The organism is uncultured Frigoribacterium sp., from assembly GCF_963515265.1.
Classification (GTDB): domain Bacteria; phylum Actinomycetota; class Actinomycetes; order Actinomycetales; family Microbacteriaceae; genus Frigoribacterium.
Window position 1 is genome coordinate 1 of record NZ_CAUPYL010000014.1, and the last position, 22,154, is coordinate 22,154.

At 72.4% G+C, this 22,154-nt stretch carries 18 protein-coding genes; 3 read left to right on the plus strand and 15 right to left on the minus strand.

What is annotated here, in order from left to right; all coding sequences use genetic code 11:
- Positions 1 to 386 precede the first annotated feature (386 nt).
- The 12 genes from murC to RWM17_RS03080 all read right to left on the minus strand — a co-directional run bounded on the left by murC (position 387) and on the right by RWM17_RS03080 (position 14,602).
- Positions 387 to 1,817 carry a UDP-N-acetylmuramate--L-alanine ligase gene (gene murC, locus RWM17_RS03025; RefSeq protein WP_314101225.1) on the minus strand — a complete coding sequence of 477 codons (1,431 nt, stop codon included), beginning with the start codon at positions 1,815 to 1,817 and terminating at the stop codon, positions 387 to 389.
- Positions 1,814 to 3,022: a UDP-N-acetylglucosamine--N-acetylmuramyl-(pentapeptide) pyrophosphoryl-undecaprenol N-acetylglucosamine transferase gene (locus RWM17_RS03030; protein ID WP_314101227.1), complete on the minus strand. Its 1,209-nt coding sequence runs from the start codon at positions 3,020 to 3,022 to the stop codon at positions 1,814 to 1,816. The genes murC and RWM17_RS03030 overlap by 4 nt, the downstream gene beginning before the upstream one ends.
- Complete coding sequence (gene ftsW, locus RWM17_RS03035; protein WP_314101229.1) at positions 3,019 to 4,308, minus strand: putative lipid II flippase FtsW; 1,290 nt, start codon at positions 4,306 to 4,308, stop codon at positions 3,019 to 3,021. The genes RWM17_RS03030 and ftsW overlap by 4 nt, the downstream gene beginning before the upstream one ends.
- Complete coding sequence (gene murD / locus RWM17_RS03040) at positions 4,265 to 5,833, minus strand: UDP-N-acetylmuramoyl-L-alanine--D-glutamate ligase (protein ID WP_314101231.1); 1,569 nt, start codon at positions 5,831 to 5,833, stop codon at positions 4,265 to 4,267. The genes ftsW and murD overlap by 44 nt, the downstream gene beginning before the upstream one ends.
- Positions 5,830 to 6,933 (minus strand): phospho-N-acetylmuramoyl-pentapeptide-transferase, encoded by a 1,104-nt coding sequence (gene mraY / locus RWM17_RS03045; RefSeq protein ID WP_314101233.1) that lies wholly within the window; start codon positions 6,931 to 6,933, stop codon positions 5,830 to 5,832. Before mraY ends, murD begins: the two co-directional genes overlap by 4 nt.
- Entirely contained in the window at positions 6,930 to 8,339 is a 1,410-nt protein-coding gene (gene murF, locus RWM17_RS03050; RefSeq protein ID WP_314101256.1) for a UDP-N-acetylmuramoyl-tripeptide--D-alanyl-D-alanine ligase, read from the minus strand. Before murF ends, mraY begins: the two co-directional genes overlap by 4 nt.
- Positions 8,336 to 9,886 carry a UDP-N-acetylmuramoyl-L-alanyl-D-glutamate--2,6-diaminopimelate ligase gene (locus tag RWM17_RS03055; protein WP_314101234.1) on the minus strand — a complete coding sequence of 517 codons (1,551 nt, stop codon included), beginning with the start codon at positions 9,884 to 9,886 and terminating at the stop codon, positions 8,336 to 8,338. The genes murF and RWM17_RS03055 overlap by 4 nt, the downstream gene beginning before the upstream one ends.
- A 14-nt stretch (positions 9,887 to 9,900) precedes the next feature.
- Positions 9,901 to 11,691, minus strand: a complete 1,791-nt coding sequence (locus RWM17_RS03060) for a penicillin-binding protein 2 (RefSeq protein ID WP_314101236.1) — start codon at positions 11,689 to 11,691, stop codon at positions 9,901 to 9,903.
- 75 nt (positions 11,692 to 11,766) lie between these two features.
- On the minus strand, positions 11,767 to 12,402 hold the full coding sequence (locus RWM17_RS03065) for a hypothetical protein (RefSeq protein ID WP_314101238.1): 636 nt from the start codon (positions 12,400 to 12,402) through the stop codon (positions 11,767 to 11,769).
- The gene (rsmH, locus tag RWM17_RS03070; protein ID WP_192169009.1) at positions 12,399 to 13,349 is read right to left on the minus strand and encodes a 16S rRNA (cytosine(1402)-N(4))-methyltransferase RsmH; all 951 of its coding nucleotides are present in this window, start codon (positions 13,347 to 13,349) and stop codon (positions 12,399 to 12,401) included. The genes RWM17_RS03065 and rsmH overlap by 4 nt, the downstream gene beginning before the upstream one ends.
- 102 nt (positions 13,350 to 13,451) lie before the next feature.
- On the minus strand, positions 13,452 to 13,883 hold the full coding sequence (mraZ, locus tag RWM17_RS03075) for a division/cell wall cluster transcriptional repressor MraZ (protein ID WP_314101240.1): 432 nt from the start codon (positions 13,881 to 13,883) through the stop codon (positions 13,452 to 13,454).
- A gap of 305 nt (positions 13,884 to 14,188) precedes the next feature.
- Complete coding sequence (locus RWM17_RS03080) at positions 14,189 to 14,602, minus strand: DUF3040 domain-containing protein (protein WP_314101242.1); 414 nt, start codon at positions 14,600 to 14,602, stop codon at positions 14,189 to 14,191.
- A gap of 98 nt (positions 14,603 to 14,700) precedes the next feature.
- Between RWM17_RS03080 and RWM17_RS03085 the strand changes: the two genes are divergently transcribed.
- Entirely contained in the window at positions 14,701 to 15,822 is a 1,122-nt protein-coding gene (locus tag RWM17_RS03085) for a polyprenyl synthetase family protein (protein WP_133737433.1), read from the plus strand.
- A 49-nt stretch (positions 15,823 to 15,871) separates the two neighbouring features.
- Here RWM17_RS03085 and RWM17_RS03090 read toward each other — a convergent pair whose 3' ends face one another.
- Positions 15,872 to 16,228 (minus strand): Rv2175c family DNA-binding protein, encoded by a 357-nt coding sequence (locus RWM17_RS03090; RefSeq protein ID WP_399539984.1) that lies wholly within the window; start codon positions 16,226 to 16,228, stop codon positions 15,872 to 15,874.
- A 226-nt stretch (positions 16,229 to 16,454) separates the two neighbouring features.
- On the opposite strand from RWM17_RS03090, the gene RWM17_RS03095 reads away from it, so the two are divergent.
- A complete protein-coding gene (locus tag RWM17_RS03095; RefSeq protein WP_314101244.1) occupies positions 16,455 to 17,846 on the plus strand; it encodes a LysM peptidoglycan-binding domain-containing protein in 1,392 nt (463 codons plus the stop codon).
- 102 nt (positions 17,847 to 17,948) lie between these two features.
- Positions 17,949 to 19,907: a Stk1 family PASTA domain-containing Ser/Thr kinase gene (gene pknB, locus RWM17_RS03100; protein ID WP_314101246.1), complete on the plus strand. Its 1,959-nt coding sequence runs from the start codon at positions 17,949 to 17,951 to the stop codon at positions 19,905 to 19,907.
- 103 nt (positions 19,908 to 20,010) lie between these two features.
- On the opposite strand, the gene RWM17_RS03105 is transcribed toward pknB, so the two are convergent.
- Both RWM17_RS03105 and RWM17_RS03110 read right to left on the minus strand, forming a co-directional pair.
- Positions 20,011 to 21,339, minus strand: a complete 1,329-nt coding sequence (locus tag RWM17_RS03105) for a class II 3-deoxy-7-phosphoheptulonate synthase (protein WP_192169469.1) — start codon at positions 21,337 to 21,339, stop codon at positions 20,011 to 20,013.
- Between the two features lie 111 nt (positions 21,340 to 21,450).
- Entirely contained in the window at positions 21,451 to 22,140 is a 690-nt protein-coding gene (locus RWM17_RS03110; protein ID WP_314101248.1) for a lysophospholipid acyltransferase family protein, read from the minus strand.
- Positions 22,141 to 22,154: the final 14 nt, after the last annotated feature.

Consider the following 22,154-nt stretch of genomic DNA (forward strand, 5'->3'; position numbering starts at 1 on the left):
CCTCGGGCTCGATGCGCGGGGTCACGGTGCGCGGCGCCTCCCCGGCGTCCGACGCGGCCCCCTCGGGCCGACCGGTCGACGACGCTCCCCCACGGGACACGACGCCCGACAGGCCCGATGCGAGGCGGGAGGCGACACCGGACACGGTGCCCGGCCCCGTCGGCACCGACACCGGTCCCGTGGACGTGTCGTCCGGGGTCCCGGCCGCTCCGTCGGGCTCGGGCCGGACACGACGAGGCCGTGCCGCCGCCAACCGGTCGCGCAGGGACGACGGACGTGCCGCCTCCTCGGGCTCCGGAGCCCCGTCGGAGCCAGGGGCGGACGGGTCGAAGCCCTCGGGCCGCCTCACGGGCGCCGCCCGCCGGTCGACGCGGGTCGACGCGTGGTCACTCTCCGGACTCCTCCGCGGTCGACGCGTCCGGCGCCGACGCGGCGTCGAGCGAGCCGAGCAGCTGGGGGACGATGCGGTAGACGTCACCGCAGCCGAGGGTGATCACGAAGTCTCCGTCGCGCGCGACGGCCGCCGTACGGTCGGCGGCGGCCTGCCAGTCCGCGACGAACTCGACCCGCGACGGGTCGGAGAAGCGCTCGGACACGAGGGCGCCGGTGACCCCGGGCTCCGGGTCCTCGCGGGCGCCGTAGACGTCGAGCACGATCGTGTGGTCGGCGAGGCGCTCGTAGGTCTCGGCGAACTCCCCCGCCATCATCCGGGTCCGGCTGTAGAGGTGGGGCTGGTGCACCGCGATGAGGCGTCCGTCGCCGACGACGGACCGGGCGGCCTGCAGGGCGGCCGCGACCTCGGTGGGGTGGTGGGCGTAGTCGTCGTAGACGCTCACGCCGCGGACCGTGCCGTGCAGCTCGAACCGGCGCTCCGTGCCGCCGAAGGTCTCGAGGCCGGCGATCGCCGCCTCGGGCTCCACGCCCAGTCCGACGAGCACGGCGAACGCCCCCGCGGCGTTGACGGCGTTGTGGTGCCCGGGGACGCGGAGCTGGACGGGCCAGCTCGAGCCGTCGTGGTGCAGCGTGAAGGCCACGGGGCCCGAGGAGGCGACGTCGGTCAGGCGGACGTCCGCGGACTCGTGCTCTCCGAAGGTCACCACGTGCGGGTGCGTGAGCGCACCCGTGACGCGACGCGCCCCGGCGTCGTCGGACGACACGACGACGAGCTCGCGGGCCGCGGAGGCGAACTCGACGAAGGCGGCGTCGAAGGCCTCGTGCGAACCGTAGTGGTCGAGGTGGTCGGCGTCGACGTTCGTGATGAGCGCGACCGACGTGTCGTAGAGCAGGAACGAGCCGTCCGACTCGTCCGCCTCGACGACGAACAGGTCGTCGGAGCCGCCCTGCGCGGACACGCCGAGCGACTGGATGACGCCGCCGTTGACGAAGCTCGGGTCGTGGCCCGCCGCGAGCAGCGCCGTGACGAGCATGCCGGTCGAGGTCGTCTTGCCGTGGGCGCCGGCGACCGAGACGAGGCGGTGCTGCCCGATCAGCCAGGCCAGCGCCTGCGACCGGTGCAGCACGGGGAGGCCCTGCTCGAGGGCGAGCCGGTACTCGGGGTTGTCCTGCCAGAGGGCGCCCGTGACGACGAGCGTGTCGGCGTCGCCGACGTTCGCCGCGTCGTGGCCGATGGCGATCTCGGCGCCGAGCTCGCGGAGGGCGGCCACCCCGGCCGTCTCGCGGATGTCGGAGCCCGACACGGTGTGGCCCGCGGCGAGGAACACGCGCGCGATGCCGCTCATCCCGGAGCCGCCGATGCCGACGAAGTGGACCCGGCCGAGCTCGGCGGGGATCTGCTGCTGGAGGTCGGGCTTGATCATGGGCGCTCGGGGCTCGCCTTCTCGGTCTGGGCGTCGGTGCGGTCGGTGCGGTCGGTGCGGCGGGTGCCCGCGGTCCGGGACGAGGCGTGCCGCTGCGTGCGGGCCGGCGCGTCGCGGTCAGCACGGGAGGGAGCCTCGCGGACGGCGTCACGGACCAGCTCGACCGTGCGGTCGGTCCCGTCCAGCACGCCGACGGTTCCGGCCCGGACGGCCATCTCGGCGATGGCCGCGCGGTCCTGCAGGAGGCGCACGAGCGTGGAGCGCACCCAGTCGGGCGTGAAGTCGGCGTCCGCGACGAGCAGCGCCCCGCCGGCGGCCACGACGTCGGTGGCGTTGTGCCGCTGCTCGCCGTTGCCGACGGGGTAGGGCACGAGCACGGAGGGCAGGCCGAGGGCTGTCAGCTCGCTGACCGTCGCCGACCCGGCGCGGGAGACGACGAGGTCGGCCGCGGACAGCGCCAGGTCCATCCGGTCGCAGTAGGGCAGGAGGTGGTGGTCGGCCAGGTCGGTCGAGCGCAGCTCGGACTTCTGGCCCGTCACGTGCAGGATCTGCCAGCCGGCGCCGAGCACGCTCGTCGCGGACCGGGCGATGGTCTCGTTGAGGCGGCGGGCGCCCGACGATCCCCCGGTGACCAGCAACGTCGGCTTGCGGGGGTCCAGGCCGAACTCGACCAGCGCCTCCTGCCGGCTCTCGCGTCGGTCGAGCTGCTCGATCTCTCGGCGGAGGGGCATGCCGACCTGACGGCCGTGCCGGAGCCGCGTCGACCGGTGGACCACGCCGACGTGCCGCGTGAACCACGACCCGAGCACGTTCGCGATGCCCGGCTTGGCGTTCGCTTCGTGCACGACCAGAGGGACGTGCGAGCGCCAGGCCGCGACGTAGGCAGGTGCCGACGCGTAGCCGCCGAAGCCCACGACGACGTCGACGTCGTGCCGGGCGAGCAGCTCGCGGACGCCGGCGACGGCTCCGCGGAGTGCCGAGGGGAACCGGAGCGCGGCGCGGGAGGGGCGGCGCGGGAACGGCAGGCGGGGCACGGTGAGCAGCTCGTAGCCGCGCAGCGGGACGAGCCGGGCCTCGAGGCCCTCGGCTGTGCCGAGGACCAGGACGGTCGCGTCGGGCTCGGTGTCGCGGATCCGGTCGGCCACCGCGAGCAGGGGGTTCACGTGACCGGCGGTGCCGCCGCCGGCGAGGAGGTACGTCGTCACCGGAGAGACCCTACCCGCTGACGCGGAGCACCTCGGCCGGCCAGGGGCTCCTCCGGCTGACGGGCGAACGAGAGCACGACGCCGATCGCCACGAGGGTCACGATGAGCGCCGAGCCGCCCGCGGAGATCAGCGGCAGGGGCACCCCGAGCACCGGGAGCAGCCCGAGGACGACCGCGACGTTGATCAGCGCCTGACCGATGATCCAGGCGGTGACGGCACCGGTGACGACCCGGACGAACGGGTCGTTCGTGCGTCGGATGATCTTGACGAAGCCGACGGCGAGCACGACGAAGAGCGCCAGCACGACGATCGCGCCGATCAGCCCGAGCTCCTCGCCGATGATCGCGAAGATGAAGTCGTTGTCGGCCTCGGGCAGCCAGGACCACTTCGACTTGGAGTTGCCGAGGCCGACCCCGAAGAGGCCGCCGGAGGCGAGCGCCCAGGTGCCGTGCAGCGTCTGCCAACAGGCGGCCTGGTAGTCGCTGGAGTCCGTGCAGCCGGACATCCAGGCGGCGATGCGCTCGTTGCGCGAAGCAGAGCCGGAGGCGATCAACGGGATGGCCGCCGCGAGGAAGAGCACGGGCACGGCGAGGTACCGGAGGCGGACGCCGGCGAACCAGACCGCCGCGAAGACGAGGAGGAGCATGACCATCGTCGTGCCCAGGTCGCCGCCCAGCACGACGAGGCCAACGGCGACGCCGACGACGGGCACGAGCGGGATGGCGAGGTGCTTCCAGTCGTCGAGCAGGTCGCGCTTGACGCTGAGGATCATGCCCAGCCAGATCGCCAGGGCGAGCTTCACCGCCTCGGAGGGCTGCGCGGTGAAGGACCCGAGGTCGATCCAGTTGCGGTTGCCGCCGATCTCGTAGCCGAGGGGGGTGAACACCAGCAGCTGGAGCACGACCGTGACGAGCAGGATCTGCCAGGCCCAGCGCTTCCAGAACGAGACGGGCACGCGGGAGGCGATGAGCATCAACGGGACGCCGATGGCCGCGTAGATGCCCTGTCGCGCGAAGGCGCCGAAGAAGGACGTGTGCCGCGAGGCGATGTACTGCTCGACGGACGACGACGACAGGACCATCACGAGCCCCAGCACGACCATGAACAGCGTCGTGCCGAGGATCAGGAAGAACGAGCCTGTCTCGGCGGCGAAGAGCTTCTTGACCGCCACCACGGCCGCGGCCTGCCTGCCGTCGTGCGGCGTGGCACTGGTGCCGTCGTCGTCCCGCGGGCGGGTCGACTCAGTCGGCCGGCGACGCGGGAGGCTGGTGGGCTTGGTGGCCATCAGCGTCACCTCCCAGGTGGTGTGCGACCGCGGCGGCGAATGCCCTGCCGCGCGCGGTGTAGTCGGTGAACTGGTCGAAGGACGCCGCCGCGGGGGCGAGGAGGACGGTGTCGCCCGGCCTCGCCGCGGCCGCCGCCAGGCGGACCGCCGTCGGCATCACCCGCTCAGTGTCGGTCTCGTCGACCTCGAAGACGGGCAGCTCGGGGGCGTGTCGCCGGAAGGCCTCCCGCAGGCCCTCCCGGTCGACGCCGATCAGCACGGCGGCGGCGAGGCCCTCGGCCGCGTCGCGGACGAGGGGCTCGGGGTCGACGCCCTTGAACGTGCCGCCCACGATCCACACGACGGAGGGGAACGAGCCGAGCGACGCGTGTGCCGCGTGGGGGTTCGTGGCCTTCGAGTCGTCGACCCAGACGACGCCGCCCGACTCGGCCACCACCTCCGTGCGGTGGTGGTCGACCCGGAACGCGAGGAGGGCCTCACGGACCGCGGCCGGGTCGACGTCGACGGCCCGGACCAGCGCGGCGGCGGCCAGCACGTCCTCGACGAGGTGGTCGGCCGCGAGGCCGGCCGTCTCGAGCTCGGCCGTCGTCGCCAGCTCGAGGGCACGGTGGCGACGCTCGGCGAGGAAGGCCCGGTCGACGAGCACGCCGCCGTCCTCGCCGCTCACGACCCCGAAGTCGCTCGGGCCGGGCGCGGAGAGCCCGAAGCCGACGGCACGGCAGCCCTCGGCCACGTCGGCCTGCTCGACCATGTGGAGGGTGGCCGCGTCGGCCTTGTTGTACACGCACGCGGTGACGGTGTTCTCGTACACGCGGGCCTTGGCGTCGCGGTAGGCCTCGACCGAGCCGTGCCACTCGAGGTGGTCGGACTGCAGGTTGAGGCAGACGGACGCCCGGGGCCGGAGGGCGCCGGGGCCCTCGACGGGCAGCCAGTGCAGCTGGTGGCTGGAGAGCTCGACCACGAGCACGTCCAGCCCCTCGGGATCGCGGACGGCGTCGAGGACCGGCACGCCGATGTTGCCGACGGCTGCGGCACGCCGCCCGCCGGCCAGGGCCATGGCCGTCGCGAGCTGCGTCGTCGTCGTCTTGCCGTTCGTGCCGGTGACGAGCAGCCACTCGGCGACCGTCGCCGTCTTGTCGCGGAGGCGCCAGGCCAGCTCGACGTCCCCCCAGACGGCGGCGGTCGACTCGACCGCGCGCACGGCGAGGGGGTGGTGGGGCGCGAAGCCCGGCGACAGGACGACGAGCTCGGGATCGAACTCGACGACGCTCGGCGGGAGGTCGGCCATGGCGGGGTCGAGGACGAGCTCGGCGCCGATCAGGCCCAGCAGCTCGGCTCGGTCGTCGTCGACGCTCGGGGCGAGCACGACGACCCGGGCGCCCAGCTCGGTCAGGGTGTCGGCGACGGAGAACCCCGTGACGCCGAGGCCGAGGACCAGCACGCGGAGGCCCGACCAGTCGGCGTGCCAGCTCGTCAGGCCGTCGAGCCGCGCCGCGAGGACGGGGTCGGAGGCGGAGTTCGTCATGAGGTGCGCGAGATCCACTCGAGGTAGAACACGCCCACGCCAGCAGCCACGAAGAGCCCCGCGATGATCCAGAAGCGCACGACGACGGTGACCTCGGCCCAGCCCTTCAGCTCGAAGTGGTGGTGCAAGGGGCTCATCAGGAAGATCCGCTTGCCGTGCGTGATCTTGAAGTACGCCCGTTGCAGGATGACCGAGCCGGTGACGACGATGAACAGGCCGCCGATGAGCACGAGGAGCAGCTCGGTGCGGCTGAGGATCGCGAGTGCCGCGAGTGCGCCGCCGAGGCCGAGCGAGCCCGTGTCGCCGAGGAAGATCTGCGCCGGCGAGGTGTTCCACCAGAGGAACCCGATCAGGCCGCCGCAGATGGCCGCGGCCACCACGGCCAGGTCGAGCGGGTTGGCGACCGTGTAGCAGGCCGACCGGGTCGACTCGTCGAGCCGAGTGCTGAAGCAGGACTGGTTGAACTGCCAGAACCCGATGAAGATGTAGGAGGCGATGGCCAAGATCGACGCCCCGGTCGCGAGGCCGTCCAGTCCGTCGGCCACGTTCACGCCGTTCGACGTGCTGACCGTGATGAGGACGACCCAGATCAGGAAGAGCCCGCCCCCCGCGATCGTGCCGAAGAACATGAAGTCGAGCCACGAGATGTCGCGCACGCCGCTGATCATCGTCGAGGCGGGCGTGAGGCCGTTCTCGTTGGGGAACGAGAGCGCGAGGACGGCGAACACCGCGCCGACCACCACCTGCCCCGCGATCTTCGCCCAGCCGCCGAGGCCGAGGCTCCGCTGGTTGCGCACCTTGAGGAAGTCGTCGAGGAACCCGACGGCGCCGAGCCCGACCATCATGAAGAGGACGAGAAGGCCGCTGTTGGTGAGCTCGTCACGAGCGACGAGGTGTCCGACGAAGTAGCCGAGGACGGTGCCGATGATCAGCACGATGCCGCCCATGGTCGCCGTGCCGCGCTTGGTGTGGTGCGACTGCGGACCGTCGTCGCGGATGAACTGACCCCAGCCGAGGCGGTGGAACAGCCGGATGAAGAGCGGCGTCATCAGGAGCGTGAAGACGAGCGAGACGGCGCCCGCGATGAGGAGCGCGATCACGAGGACACCCCCGCGAGGCGGTCGCCGAGGTGGCGGAGACCGGCCGACTTCGACGACTTCACGAGCACGACGTCGCCGTCGCGCAGCGTCCGACGGAGCAGGTCGTAGGCCTCGTCGACGGTGTCGACGAGGACGGACTCGCCGTCCCACGAGCCCTCGAGGCCCGCGGCGACGTGGATGTGCCGGGCCTCGTGGCCGACGACCACCAGCTGTCCGACGTTGAGCCGGACGACGAGGCGCCCGACGCGGTCGTGCTCCTCGCGGGCGAGGTCGCCGAGCTCGGCCATCTCGCCGAGGACGGCGATCGAACGACCGCCGGGGGGCACGATCTGCGCCAGGGTCTTGAGGGCCGCGGCGACGGAGTCGGGGCTCGCGTTGTACGCGTCGTTGACGACGGTGACGCCGTCGCCTCCGTCGAGCACCTCCATGCGCCAGCGCTCGGCGCGGGCGACGCCCTCGAGCACGGTGACGGCACGGTCGAGGTCGAGGCCCCACTCCCCCGCCACCGTCAGGGCGGCGAGGGCGTTCATGACGTGGTGCTCGCCCAGGATGCGCAGCCGGACGGGGCGCGAGGTCTCGTCGTGCTCGAGCACGAAGGAGGTGCCCTCACGGGTGACCTCGAGGTCGGACGCCCGGTAGGCGGCCGAGTCGGTCAGGCCGAAGCCGACGACGCGGGCGGCGGTGTCGGCCGCCATGCCGGCGACGCGGTCGTCGTCGACGTTGAGCACGGCGGTCGCCGTCGGGGGCAGGTCGGTCACCATCTCGGCCTTGGCCGCGCGGGTGCCCTCGATGCCGCCGAACCCGCCGGCGTGCGCGAGGCCCACCTTGAGGACGACGCCGGTGTCGGGTCGGGCGATCGCGACCAGGCGGGCGATCTCGCCCGGGCCGGAGGCGCCCATCTCGACGACGAGGAACGCGGTGTCGAGATCGACGCGCAGCATCGAGATCGGTGCCCCGACGTGGTTGTTGAACGAGCCCTCGGGCGCGACGGTCGGTCCGACGTCGGACAGCACGGCCCGGAGCATGTTCTTCGTGCTCGTCTTGCCGTTCGAGCCGGTCACGCCCACGACGCGCAGCCGCCCGCCGCGACGGACTCGCTCGACGACCCCCGCGGCGAGGCGGGACAGGGCGTCGACGCCGTCGTCGACGACGACCACGGGGACGGCCAGGTCGAGCGCACGCTCGGCGACGACGACCGCGGCGCCGGAGGCGACGGCCGCGTCGGCGAAGAGGTGCCCGTCGGTCTCGTCGCCGCGCAGGGCGAAGAACACGGAGCCGGGGGTCACGAGCCGGGAGTCGGTCTCGACCGACCCGTCGACGACCTGGTCGGCGTCGGGACCGGCCTCGGGGAGGTGCAGGGCGCCTCCGGCGATCTCGGCCAGCTCGGCCAGCGTGAGGGCGATCACTCGGCCCACCCGGCCTCTCGCAGCGCGGCACGCGCCTCGTCGCGAGCGGAGTACGGGGTCCGCTCGCCGCGGATGTCGCGGTAGTCCTGGTGGCCCGGGCCGGCCCAGAGGATGGAGTCGCCCTCGCCGGCCAGGCCGACGGCGGTGCGGATGGCCGCCTCGGGCGGGCTGACCTCGTGGATCTCGTGCTCGGGGTACGCCTCGCGGGCCGCGCCGACGAGGGTCGCGCGGATCTCGGCAGGGTCCTCGAAGCGGGGGTGGTGGTCGGTGACGACGAGGATGTCGGAGCCCTCGGCGGCGACGCGGGCCATGTCGCCGCGCTTGGTCTTGTCGCGGTCGCCGTCGGCGCCGAACAACATGATGACCTTGCCGGGGGTGAACCGGCGGACGGCCGCGAGGGTGGCGAGGAAGGCGTCGGGGCTGTGCCCGAAGTCCACGTAGACGCTCGGGCCGCGATCGCCCGAGACGCGCTCGGTGCGCCCCGGCAGGTAGGCGACGATGCCGCCCTCGGCCTCGAGGGCCTGCGAGATCGCGCCGAGCTCGAAGCCGGCCTCGACCAGCATGACGATCGCCAGGGCGGCGTTCGCGACCATGTGCCACCCGATGAGCGGCACCCGGGTGACGAGCTCGCGGTTCTCCGGGCCGGTGAGCCGGAACTCGGTCCAGGCGGCCTGCTCGTCGAGGATCTCGACCCGCCAGTCGGCCTCGACGTCGGGGAGGATCGTGATCGTCGTCAGCGGCACCCGCGCGTTGTCGACGACGCGGTGCCCGTACGGCGAGTCGAGCGAGATGACGGCGCGCTTCGCCCGGTCGGGCTGGAAGAGCGGCAGCTTCGCCTGGAAGTACTCCTCCATGTCGGCGTAGTCGTCGAGGTGGTCGTGGCTGAGGTTCGTGAACGCCGCGACGTCGAAGACCAGGCCGTCGACGCGGTTGCGGCTCAGCGCCTGCGCGCTGACCTCGACGGCCACCGCACGCACCTCGCTCTCGCGCATGCGGGCCAGCAGGGCGTGCATCTCGCTCGCCTCGGGCGTGGTCAAGCGGCTGACGACCGTGAGGTCGCCGATGTGGCGCTCGGCCGTGCTGCTGAGGCCGGTCACGAGCCCGAGCTGGCGGAGGACGCCCTCGAGCAGGTAGGAGGTGCTGGTCTTGCCGTTCGTGCCGGTGACGGCGAACAGGAGGGGCGAGTCGTCGCCGCCGGTGCGGTAGATCCACGCCGAGACGTCGCCGAGGGCCGCGCGGGGCGAGTCGACGAGCACCACGGGCAGTCCGCTCTCGCGGGCGATCTCGAGGCCCGCGGCGTCGGTCAGCAGCGCGACGGCGCCGCCCTCACGCGCCTGCGCGGCGAACTCGGCACCGTGCCGGTGCTCGCCGGGGACGCCCACGTACAGGTCGCCGGGGTGGAGGTCCGCCGTGCTCAGCGTGACTCCGGTGACCTCGACGCCGTCGAGGGAACCCTCGTGCTCGAGACCGAACTCGCTGACCAGCTGGGCGAGTGACCTCGCCGACGGATGTTCCGGTCGAAGGACCGGGGGGATCCGGGCGCTCAATGAATCCTCTTCTCTCACCAGGTCTGGGGGATGGCCGGCGCGGGCTCCGTCGACGGAGGGACGCGGTACATCTCGAGGACCTGGGACATGATCTTGTTGAAGGTCGGCGCCGCAGCGGCCGACGTCTTCATGGTACTGGGCTTGGTGAAGCTCACGACGACGACGTACTTCGGGTCCTCGGCCGGTGCGATGCCCGCGACGGACACGACGCGGTCGGAACCGTATCCCGTGCCGTCGGCGCGGGCCATCTCGGCGGTGCCGGTCTTGGCTGCGACCCGGTAGCCCGGGATGGTCAGCGCGTCCTTCTGCTCGCCGGCCGAGACGACGCTCTCGAGCATGTTCACCGTCGTGTCGGCGGCGTACGGCGACACCACGGTCGTGCCCTCGACGGCGGGGGCCGGCGTGACCGTCCCGTCGGCGGCCGTGCAGCCCTCGACGAGCTGGGACGGGAGCCTCACGCCGTGGTTGCCGAGGGTCTGGAAGATGCTGGCCACGTGCAGCGCCGTCGTCGAGACGCCCTGGCCGAACATCGTGTTGATGCTGGTCTGCTGGTCCCACGAGCTCGCGCTGCGGACGCCCTGCGTCGGCTCGCCGAGGAACCCGACGGCCGTGGGCTCGTTCAGGCCGAACTTGACCATGTAGTCGTAACGCGCCTGAGCGCTGAGGTTCTGGCCGAGCAGCGAGATGCCGACGTTGGAGGAGTCGCGCAGGATCCCGGTCAGCGTGAGCCGCTCGGTCGGGTGGAAGCTCGCGTCGTGGATCTCGCCGCCCCACGGGAACGAGCGGGAGTAGGGCACGGTCGCCTGGCTCGTCGGCGTGGCCTTGCCGGAGTCGAGCAGCATGGCCGCGGTCATCGCCTTGAAGGTCGAGCCCGGCTCGTAGGAGGCGGTGAAGGCCTTCGAGCCCAGGTCGCCGACGTCCTTCGTCAGGTTCACGTCGTTGGGGTCGACCGTGGGCCAGTCGGCCACGGCGAGCAGCTTGCCCGTCGCCACCTCCTGGACCACGGCGGTGGCCGACTCGGCCCCGATGGCCTGGCCCTGCTCGGCGATCGCCTGCTGCGTCATGTACTGCAGGTCCTTGTCGACGGTGAGCTGCAGGGTGCCGCCGGCCACCGCCTCCTTCGTGGTCACGGTGCTGCCCGGGAGCTGCACGCCGTCGGCGCCGCGCTCGTAGGTCTCGCTGCCGTTCGTGCCGGCGAGGCAGGAGTCGGCCGTGCGCTCGAGCCCCGCCTGCGGCCCGTCCGTGCCGACGAAGCCCGTCAGGTTGCCCGCCACCGAGCCGTTCGGGTACGTGCGGGCGGACTGACGCTCGAAGTAGAGCCAGGACACGCCGCTGTTCTTGAGGTCGCGGACGGCGCGGAACGCGTCGACGTCGACGCCCTTGACGAGGAACGCGAAGTTGGCCTCGGGGTCGCGGGTGAGCGCCTCCTCCATCGTCGCCGCGGAGCCGCCGGTGATCGTCGCCACCTCGTCGAGGACCTGGTCGACGGTCATGGCGACCTTGGTCTTCTCGCCGTCCGCGTCCGTCTTCGTCACGGTGACGTCGGAGGCGAAGGCGGGCGCGGCGGTGATGTTGTAGCGCGTGACGCTGCCGGCGAGCACTGTGCCGTCGTTCGCGGTGATGTCACCCCGGTCGCCGTACGTCACCTGCTGGATCTCGCGCTTGTTCTGCGACTGCGCGTTGAGCTCCGCGGCCTGGACGAGCTGGATGTCGGCCAGGCGGACGACGAACACGCCGACCAGCGCGATCACCACGGCCATGGCCAGCGTCGCGCGGAGCCGGCGGCTGCGAGGGGCTGTGTTCACGAAGGTGTCCTCACCGCGGCAGGTCGTGTGGCACCGGCCGCTGTCGTCGTCAGGTGCGCCGCGGAGGGCGCACCGCTAGCGGGTCCGGGGAGCCGCGAGCTGGTCAGGGTCAGACGCTACCGACGGGGTGCCGGTTCCCGCGGTCGCCGCGCCCGTCGTGGCGGAGTCGGCCGGGAGCGTGCCCTGCGCGGTGGCGTCGCTCGACGACGCCGGGTCCGCCGTGTCGGTGGTCGCCGTGTCGGGTGCGACCGTCGCGAGGGGCACGCCGTCGAGCAGGGTGTTCGGGATCAGGTTGTCCGTGCCGTCCGCCGTGCCGTCGGCCGGGGCCGGGTCGCCGTGCACCGCGCCCGTCGTCGGGTCGAGGTAGACCGGGTTCGAGTTGCGGACCATGCCGAGCTGCTCGGCGTTGTTCGCGAGGTTCTGCGGCGACGAGAGCACGTCGAGCTGCTCGGAGTACTTCTGCTGGTCGCGCGTCAGCTCGGTCTTCTCGGCCTGCAGGTCGGAGATCGTGTACGCGCCGTCGCTGAGGGCGATGCTGATCGCCAGCTGCGTCAGGAGCAGGACGAACAAGGAGGCGGTCGCCACGAGCGCGTACGCGATCCGGGGCCGCGCGCGACGCTGTGCCCGGCTCGTGACGATCTCGACCGGTGCCCGGCGAGGCTCGTGCGAGGGGCGGCGCTGCGGGATCGGGTCGATCGCGGCGTTGCTCATGCTGTTCTCCGGATTCGTTCGGCTGCGCGCAGTCGCACGGGCTTGGCTCGGGGGTTCAGGTCGATCTCGTCGGCGGAGGCGAGCTCGGCGCCGCGGACGAGGAGGCGGTAGCCGGGCCGGTGCTCGGGCAGCTCGACCGGGAGGCCCTGGGGCGCCGTCGAGGTGGTCCGGGCCGCCAGTTCGCGCTTGACGAAGCGGTCCTCGAGCGACTGGTACGCGAGCACGACCACGCGGCCCTCGACGGCGATGCGGTCGAGGGCGGCGGGGACGGCCGCCTCGAGCGAGGCCAGCTCGCCGTTCACCTCGATGCGCAGGGCCTGGAAGACGCGCTTGGCGGGGTGGCCCGCCCGCTGCAGGGCCATCGGCGTGGCGGCGATGAGGAGGTCGACGAGCTCGCCGCTGCGACGGAGCGGCGCCTCGGCGCGGTGCTCCACGATACGGCGGGCGTACCGGGGGCTGAGCTTCTCCTCGCCGTACTGGTAGAAGATGCGTCGCAGCTCGGACTCGGGGTACTCGGCGAGGATCGTCTCGGCCGTGACCGGGGAGGTCGGGTCCATCCGCATGTCGAGCGGTGCGTCCTTGGAGTACGAGAAGCCCCGCTCGACCCGGTCGAGCTGGAGGGACGAGACGCCGAGGTCGAACAGGACGCCCTGCACCTCGTCGATGCCCAGCTCGTCGAGGGCGTCGGCCACGCCGTCGTAGCGCGTGTGCACCAGCCGGGCACGCTCGCCGAACGGTCGCAGACGCTCGCCGGCGATCGCGAGCGCCTCGGTGTCGCGGTCGAGGCCGACGACGGTGAGGTCGGGGAACCGTTCGAGCATCGCGGCCGCGTGGCCGCCCATGCCGAGCGTCGCGTCGACCGCGACGGCGCCCGGGCGCGAGATCGCCGGGGCGAGGAGCTCGAGCGTGCGCTCGAGGAGGACGGGGGTGTGGATCTGATCTGCCATGGCTGACCTGGGCCTGGATCCCGGGCCCTGATCCCCATCCATCTCGACCTGGCACCGGGGAAGGTGCGCCAGGGCGGACGGCTGGGAGTCAGGGCCGAGGAGCTAGAAGAGCCCGGGGATCACCTCCTCCGTGGTGTTCGCGAACGCGGCCTCCTGGGCCTCGTAGTAGGTGTTCCACGCGTCCGTGGCCCAGATCTCGGCGCGGTTGCCCGCGCCGATGACCGTGAGGTCGCGGCCCAGGCCCGCGTAGTCCCGCAGCGGGGACGGGATCGTGACGCGGTTCTGCTTGTCGGGGACGTCGTCGCTGGCACCGGAGAGGAACAGGCGCATGTAGTCGCGCCCCTCCTTGCTCGTGATCGGCGCCTGCCGGATGCGCGCGTGCATGTCCTCGAACTCGGCCTGGCTGAACACGTAGACGCAGCGCTCCTGACCGCGCGTCATGACGAGGCCGGAGGCCAGCTCGTCACGGAACTTCGCGGGGAGGATGATGCGGCCCTTCTCGTCGAGCTTGGGCGAGTAGGTGCCGAGGAACATGCGCCTCGCCCCCCTTCGCCCCGCACCCCGTTCGTGGCACGTGCCTCCACTTTACTCCACAATCCCCCACCCGGATAGGCGACATGGGGTCGAAGGCGTCCCCGCACCTCCCGGATCCGCTCCAGTTCGGGGGTCACGGCGGTGGAGGAGAAGGGAGGGACGAGGCAGCCGGACTTCACCAGACGGGCCGGGGACGCGTGCAGACACCGGCAGGGACCCCGGGTGGAGGCGCGAGGACGCCCGGGCGCACGAGAAAGGGGTCGGCCCGGAGGCCGACCCCTGAGGTCGTGGTGCGAAGTGGAGGACTAGGAGCGGTCGCCGTCCTGGCGGCGCTCCCAGCGGTCGTTGAGGCGGTCCATCATGCTGCCGCTGCGCGCGGGGCGCGAGGTCGACGGGCGAGCAGAACCGGGAGCGGACGACGCCGCGGAGGGACGGGCCTGCGAGCCACGACGAGGAGGCGCCATCGCGAAGACGGCACCGGCCACGAGGAGCACGAAGCCGGCCACGCCGACGAGGGGACCCACGGGAGGAGTCCGGATGATGACCCCGGTGACGATCACCGCGATGCCGACGAGAGCCGCGAGCACGCCGATGACGACCATCGTGTAGTTCGGGCGCCCACGGCGCCCGCCGACCGTCGCCACGAAGTCGGAGTCGTTGCTGTAGAGGCTCCGCTCCATCTCTTCGAGGAGTCGTTGCTCCTGTTCGGAAAGTGGCATCTCTTTGTTCCCTTCGAGCACAGGCCCCGCGGCCTCGGGATCACCGCGTGTGGATACGGGCGAGTGTATGCCCGGGCGCTGTGGCTAGGCTAGGCAGCGTGGCTGAGAGTACGCGGTTAGTGGACGTCGTTCAAGAGCGCATCGATCGGTTCCTCGACGACCGCCGACCGGCCCTCCGGGGCATCGCCGACGACCTCTCTCCCTTCGCCGGTTTCTCCAGCGACCTGCTCCGCGGCGGCAAGCGCTTCCGGGCGCTGTTCTGCTACTGGGGCTGGCAGTCCGTCGCCGGCCGTGACGCCGGGTTCGACCCGCTCGGGACGACGGTCGACCAGCGGTCCCTCGACGCCGTGATGACCGCCTCCGTCGGGCTCGAGTTCTTCCACGCGGCCGCGCTCGTGCACGACGACATCATGGACAACTCCGACACCCGTCGAGGGCGCCCGGCAGCGCACCGCCGGTTCGAGGCCCTGCACCGCGAGGGCGGGTGGCTCGGCTCCGCGTCCGGCTTCGGCACGTCGGCGGCCCTGCTCATGGGCGACCTCCTCCTCGCGTGGAGCGACGAGCAGATCAGCGAGGCCCTCGACGCCCTCGAGTCCCGGGGCGCCGCCCTCTCGGCTCGGCGCGAGTTCAACCGCATGCGCACCGAGGTCACCGTGGGCCAGTACCTCGACATCCTCGAGGAGAACGCCTGGCGCAGCGTGCCCGACGTCGACCTGCTGCCCCGGGCCCAGAGGGTCATCGTCTACAAGTCCGCGAAGTACAGCGTCGAGGCACCGCTCACCATCGGGGCAGCCATGGCCGGCGGCTCCGAGTCGGAGCTCGAGTCGCTGCGGCGGTTCGGCCTCCCCCTCGGCATCGCCTACCAGCTCCGGGACGACCTGCTGGGCGTCTTCGGCGACCCCGAGGTGACCGGCAAGCCCGCCGGCGACGACCTCCGCGAGGGCAAGCGCACCGTTCTCGTGGCGACGGCCCGCCGCGCCCTGCCGCCGAGCTCCGTCCGCCTGCTCGACGAGCTGCTGGGCGATCCCGACCTCGACGACGACCAGATCGGCGTCCTGCAGGCGACGCTGAGGGAGTCGGGGGCCGTGGAGGCTGTGGAGCAGTCGATCACCGACCAGGTCGAGCGCGCCGTGACGGCGCTCGACGGGGCGGACCTGGCGCCCTCGGCTCGGGCGCAGCTCACACGGCTCGCCGACACGGTGACGAAGCGCACGTACTAGCGCCGGGGCCTCCGGTCTCCTGTCGCCCCCCGGGCTGTCGGGAGACGACTCAGAGGAGGCTCTGCGCCACCCGGCGGACCTCGGCCTTGCGCCCCGCGCGCAGCGCCTGGACCGGGGAGACGCCGAGGCTGTCCTCGACCGAGAGCATCCAGTCGAGCGCCTCGTCGTCCGTGAACCCGTTGTCCGCGAGGACGGTGGCGGTGCCCCGGAGCTCGTGCATGGGCTCGCCGTCGACCAGGAACACCGCCGGGGTGACGACGACGCCGTCCACCCGCGTGGAGATCAGGACGTGGTCCTCGAAGAGCCGGTGGACACGGCTGACGCTGAGGCCGAGCATCTCGACGAGATCCGGCACCGTCAGCCACTCGGTGTCGTCGAACCAGGGCTGCTGAGAGAGATCGGTCACGGGTCCACCTTGCCACGGTCCGACGCCGCCCTGTGCCGTGCCTCGTCGCTCTCGCCACACAGGCCACACCAGCCGCATCCGTCACACCAGCCACATCGACCACGCTGGTAGCACGGGCCACTGTAATTGACACGGGTCTCCACCTGTGCCAACTTGGCACCACGAGACACGCCGTCGCGGATCAGGTTGTCGACGTGTCGGACGCCACGACCCGAGGATCACCTCCATGAACGACAGCAGCTCGGACCGCGCCCTCGACCTCGACGGGGCCCCCGACGCACCCCGCGCCACACGGCTGCCCGGTGCCGCCTTCGGCCGCGGGGCACTCGACGCCGACGGACGGGGGGCTCGTTCGCGGGCCGCTCGGTCCATGCTCCAGACGGTGCCCATCATGCTCGTCGGCTCCATGGCGCTCAGCCTCGGCATGACCGGCCCCGTCGCGTCGGTCGCCCACGACCAGCAGCCCACGAAGAAGCCCCACGCCGCCCCGCGCCCGATCGCGCTCCCGCCGACGGCAGCCGCTCCGGCCCCGGAGACGGCGGCCGCGACGGTCGACGTGGCCGCGGCGTCCAGGACGGTCCTCGCGCCGTCGACCTACACCGTCGTCCCGGGCGACACGGTCGCCAGCATCGCCGCGTCCTTCGGGCTCAGCACCGCCTCCGTGCTCGCGCTCAACGGGCTCAGCTGGAAGTCGACCATCTTCCCCGGCCAGACGCTCAGCCTCGTCGCGTCCTCGCCCGCGCCGGCGGCGCCGACCAGCGCGCCCCGGGCCGCCGCGGCCGGCAGCTACACCATCGCGCGCGGAGACACGCTCAGCTCCATCGCCGGCGCGCACGGGGTGAGCACCGCCTCCCTGCTCGGGGCGAACGGCCTCAGCTGGTCGAGCATCATCTACCCGGGCCAGGTGCTCTCCCTGCCCGGCGGGGCCTCCACGGCGTCGGCGCCGGCAGCCCAGAGGGCCTCCGCCCCCGCCCCCGCCCCCGCGGCGACCGGCGGCCACGTCATCAGGAGCGGCGAGACCATCGCCTCCATCGCGAGGCAGACCGGCACGACGGTCCAGGCGCTCCTCGCGGCCAACGGGCTGAGCATGACGAGCACGATCTACGCGGGCCGCACCCTCGTCGTCCCCGGCGCCTCGTCGACTGCCCCTGCCGCGGCCCCCACGACGGTCGCGGCCACCACCTCCGTCGCCCCGCTGACGACGAGCACCACGCTCACCGCCGAGCAGCAGCAGAGCGCCCGCGTGATCATCCGCGTCGGACGTGAGCTCGGCGTGGGCGACCAGGCCATCGTCATCGCCCTGGCCGCGGCCGCGCAGGAGTCGAGCCTCAAGAACATCCACCACGGCGACCGCGACTCGCTCGGCCTGTTCCAGCAGCGTCCGAGCACGGGCTGGGGCACCCCCGCGCAGCTCACGGACGCCGCGCACGCGACGAGGCTCTTCTTCGGCGGACGGACGAACCCGAACGTCGGCAAGACCCGCGGCCTGCTCGACGTCCGGGGCTGGTCCTCGATGTCGCTGACGGATGCCGCCCAGGCGGTCCAGCTCTCGGCCCACCCCACGGCCTACGCCAAGTGGGAGGCACCGGCACGCACGTGGCTCAGCACCCTGGGCTGAGCCGTCCGCGCCACCACCGCGGCGACGTCGGCGGCGGCCTCGTTCGACACTCGCCGGTGAGCCGCGTCGGCCACCGGCGCGTCGACTCGTAAGATCGCCTCGATGAGCGCGAACCAGACTGACCCGATGATCGGCCGGCTCATCGACGACCGGTACCAGGTCCGCTCGCGCATCGCCCGCGGCGGCATGGCCACCGTGTACCTGGCCACCGACCTCCGGCTCGAGCGTCGGGTCGCGATCAAGATCATGCACGGCCACCTGGCGGACGACGCCTCCTTCAAGGAGCGCTTCATCCAGGAGGCGCGCTCGGCAGCGAGGCTCGCCCACCCCAACGTCGTCAACGTCTTCGACCAGGGCCAGGACGACGACAGCGCCTACCTCGTCATGGAGTACCTGCCCGGCATCACGCTGCGCGAGCTGCTGCAGGACCACAAGGTCCTCACGAGCGAGCAGGCCATGGACATCCTGGAGGCGGTGCTCGCCGGCCTCGCCGCCGCACACCGGGCCGGCATCGTGCACCGCGATCTCAAGCCCGAGAACGTCCTGCTCGCCGACGACGGCCGGATCAAGATCGGCGACTTCGGCCTCGCCCGCGCCGCGACCGCGAACACGGCGACCGGCGCTGCCCTCCTCGGCACGATCGCCTACCTCTCCCCCGAGCTCGTCACCCGCGGCGTGGCCGACACCCGCAGCGACATCTACGCGCTCGGCATCATGCTCTACGAGATGCTCACCGGCGAGCAGCCCTACAAGGGCGAGCAGCCGATGCAGATCGCGTACCAGCACGCGAACGACACGGTCCCCGCGCCCAGCTCGGCGAACCCGTCGGTCCCCGCCGAGCTCGACGAGCTCGTCCTGTGGGCCACGGCTCGCGACCCGGAGCACCGCCCCCGCGACGCCCGGGCGATGCTCGACCAGCTGATCGACGTCCAGCGCGTCCTCGCCGACCCGTCCGGCGCCCCCCTCGGCCGCACCATGGTGCTGCCCCCGGCCTCCGCGACGATGGTCCTGCCCCGCGGCGGCACCGGCGAGACGCAGGCGCTGCCCAAGGCACGCCACCGCACCGGACCGGTGGGACCGGCGGCCGTCGACACGGTCGCCGAGCTCGGCGACGTGGCCCGGAGACGGCGTCGACGCGGCTTCGCGTGGATCGCTCTCGTCCTCGTGCTCGCCGTGGTCGGCGGCGGCGCGGGCTGGTGGTTCGGCGCGGGCCCGGGCAGCCAGGTGGCCGTCCCCGACGTGGCCGGCCAGGACCCCGCCGCCGCCGCGTCCGTCCTCGAGGCGGCCGAGTTCGTCGTCGCCGAGCAGAACGCGGCCGACTTCTCGGTCGAGGTCCCGACCGGGCAGGTGATCGGGACGGACCCCGGTCCGTCCTCGCGCCTCCAGAAGGGCTCGACCGTCACGCTGGTCGTCTCGCAGGGCCCGCAGCCGCTCGACCTGCCCGCCGTGGTGGGACAGACCGAGGACTCGGCCCGCGCCTCCTTGTCGTCCTTCGCCGTCCAGGACAGCACGACCCAGTTCGACGCTGCCGACCCCGGCACGGTGCTCGCCGTCTCGGGGGTCGACTCCGCGGGCACGGCCGTCGACCTGGCCGGCGCAGCCCAGTACGGCGAGCAGCAGCCCGTCACGCTGACCGTCTCGCTCGGCCCCGTCCCGGACGTGGTCGGCCAGTCGGTCGAGGACGCCCAGGCGACGCTCCAGGGGGTGGGCCTCACGGGCGTCGAGGCCGGCACGGAGTTCAGCGACGATGTCGACGAGGGCGCCGTGATCCGTGCCGACCAGCAGCAGGACGGCCCGATCCGCCCCGGCGCCTCCCTCGACCTCGTCGTCTCGGGGGGGCCTCCGCCCGTCACCGTCCCCGACGTCACCGGCAAGACCATCGACGAGGCCACGGCCCAGCTGCAGGCCCTCGGCCTGCGGGTCAGCTACGACCGGTGCACGAACTTCACCTGCGCGTTCTTCGACTGGGAGGCGAGCCTCACCGTCGTCTCCACGGACCCCGTCCCGGGAGCCACCGCGTCCCGGGGATCGACGGTCAGGCTCTCCTACCGCGTCGAGTGACCACCGCGCGCCGGCCCTGGACCGCGCGCCGTCACGAAGGGCCTGCCTCCTGTGGGAGGCAGGCCCTTCGTGACGGCCGTTCGATAGGCCGAGGAGGCGCGGCCTAGTTGGCCGCCAGCTCCTCCGCGACGAGGAACGCGAGCTCGAGCGACTGCATGTGGTTGAGCCGCGGGTCGCAGAGCGACTCGTACCGCGTCGCGAGCGTGGCCTCGTCGATGTGCTCGGAGCCGCCCAGGCACTCGGTCACGTCGTCGCCGGTCAGCTCGATGTGGATGCCGCCGGGGTGGGTGCCCGCCGCGCGGTGCGCCTCGAAGAAGCCCTTGACCTCGTCCATGATCTCCTCGAAGCGGCGGGTCTTATAGCCCGTCGGCGTCGTGAGGCCGTTGCCGTGCATCGGGTCGCTGACCCAGAGCGGCGTCGCGTCGGCGCCCTTGATCGCCTCGAGCAACGGCGGCAGAGACTCGCGGATCTTGCCGGCGCCCATGCGCGTGATGAACGTCAGGCGGCCGGGCTCGCGGTCGGGGTCGAGCACGTCGATGAGGCGCAGCATGTCGTCCGGCGTGGTCGACGGGCCGAGCTTGACGCCGATGGGGTTGCGGACCCGCGAGAGGAAGTCGACGTGGGCGCCGTCGAGGTCGCGGGTGCGCTCGCCGATCCAGACGAAGTGCGACGACAGGACGTAGGGGTCGCCCGTGCGCGAGTCGATCCGGGTCATCGGCCGCTCGTAGTCCATCAGCAGGCCCTCGTGGCTGGTGTAGAACTCGACGCGCTTGAGCTCGTCGAAGTCGGCGCCGGCCGCCTCCATGAAGCGGATGGCCTTGTCGATCTCCTTCGCGAGGTGCTCGTAGGCGGCGTTGGCGGGGTTCGACGCGAAGCCGCGGTTCCAGCTGTGCACCTGGCGGAGGTCGGCGAAGCCGCCCTGCGTGAACGCGCGGATCAGGTTGATCGTCGACGCGGAGGTGTGGTACCCCTTCACGAGCCGGGCCGGGTCGGCCCGTCGGGACTCGGGCGTGAAGTCGTAGCCGTTGACGATGTCGCCCCGGTACGCGGGGAGGGTCACCCCGTCACGGGTCTCGGAGTCGCTCGAGCGGGGCTTCGCGAACTGGCCCGCCATGCGGCCCATCTTGATGACAGGGACGGAGGCGCCGTACGTGAGCACCACGGCCATCTGCAGGATGGTCTTGACGCGGTCGCGGATCTGGTCGGCGGTGGCGCCGGCGAACGTCTCGGCGCAGTCGCCGCCCTGCAGCAGGAACGCGTCGCCGCGGGCCGCCGCGGCCAGCCGGTCGCGGAGGGTGTCGACCTCGCCCGCGAAGACGAGGGGCGGCAGCGCGGCGATCTCGGCCGACGCGGCCTGGACCGCGGAGGGGTCGGGCCACGCGGGCTGCTGCTTGATCGGGAGCGTGCGCCAGTAGTCGAGTCCGTCGATCACGTCGGTGGTGGAGGCGTCGATGACGACGCCCGCGGACGGTTCGGCGATGGGGACCACGGTCTTCCTTGCAGCTAGGACGGGCCAGGGACCGATCGATCCCGGCGGTCGAGCCTACCGCGCGGAGGCGACGCGCTTCTCCTTGACCGACGAGGCGTAGACGTCGGCGTACTCCTGGCCGCTCAGGGCACCGAGCTCGTACATGATCTCGTCGGTGATGGACCGCAGGATGAACCGGTCGCCCTCCATGCCCTCGAACCGGCTGAAGTCGAGCGGCTCGCCGAAGACGATGCCGACCCGGCGGATCTTGGGGATCTTCGTGCCGGTCTTCATGACCTTCTCGGTGTCGATCATGGCGACGGGCACGACGGGGACGTGCCCCTCGAGGATCATGCGCGCGACGCCCGTGCGGCCGCGGTAGAGCTTGCCGTCGGGGCTGCGGGTGCCCTCGGGGTAGATGCCCAGCTGCTCGCCGCGGCCCAGGACCGACAGGCCCGTCGCGAGCGACGCCTCCGAGGCCTTGCCGCCCGAGCGGTCGATCGACAGCTGGCCGGTGGCGGTGAAGAAGAGGCGCATGGCCCAGCCCTTGAGGCCCGACCCGGTGAAGTAGTCGCTCTTGGCCAGGAACGAGATGCGGCGCTCGAGCGCGAGCGGCAGGAAGATCGAGTCGACGAACGACAGGTGGTTGCTGGCGAAGATGACGGCCCCGGACGCCGGGACGTTCTCGAGCCCGCGGACCCAAGGACGGAACACCGTGAGCACGAGGGGGCTCGCCACCATCGTCTTCAAGAACCAGTAGAGCATCAGGGCCCCTCCCT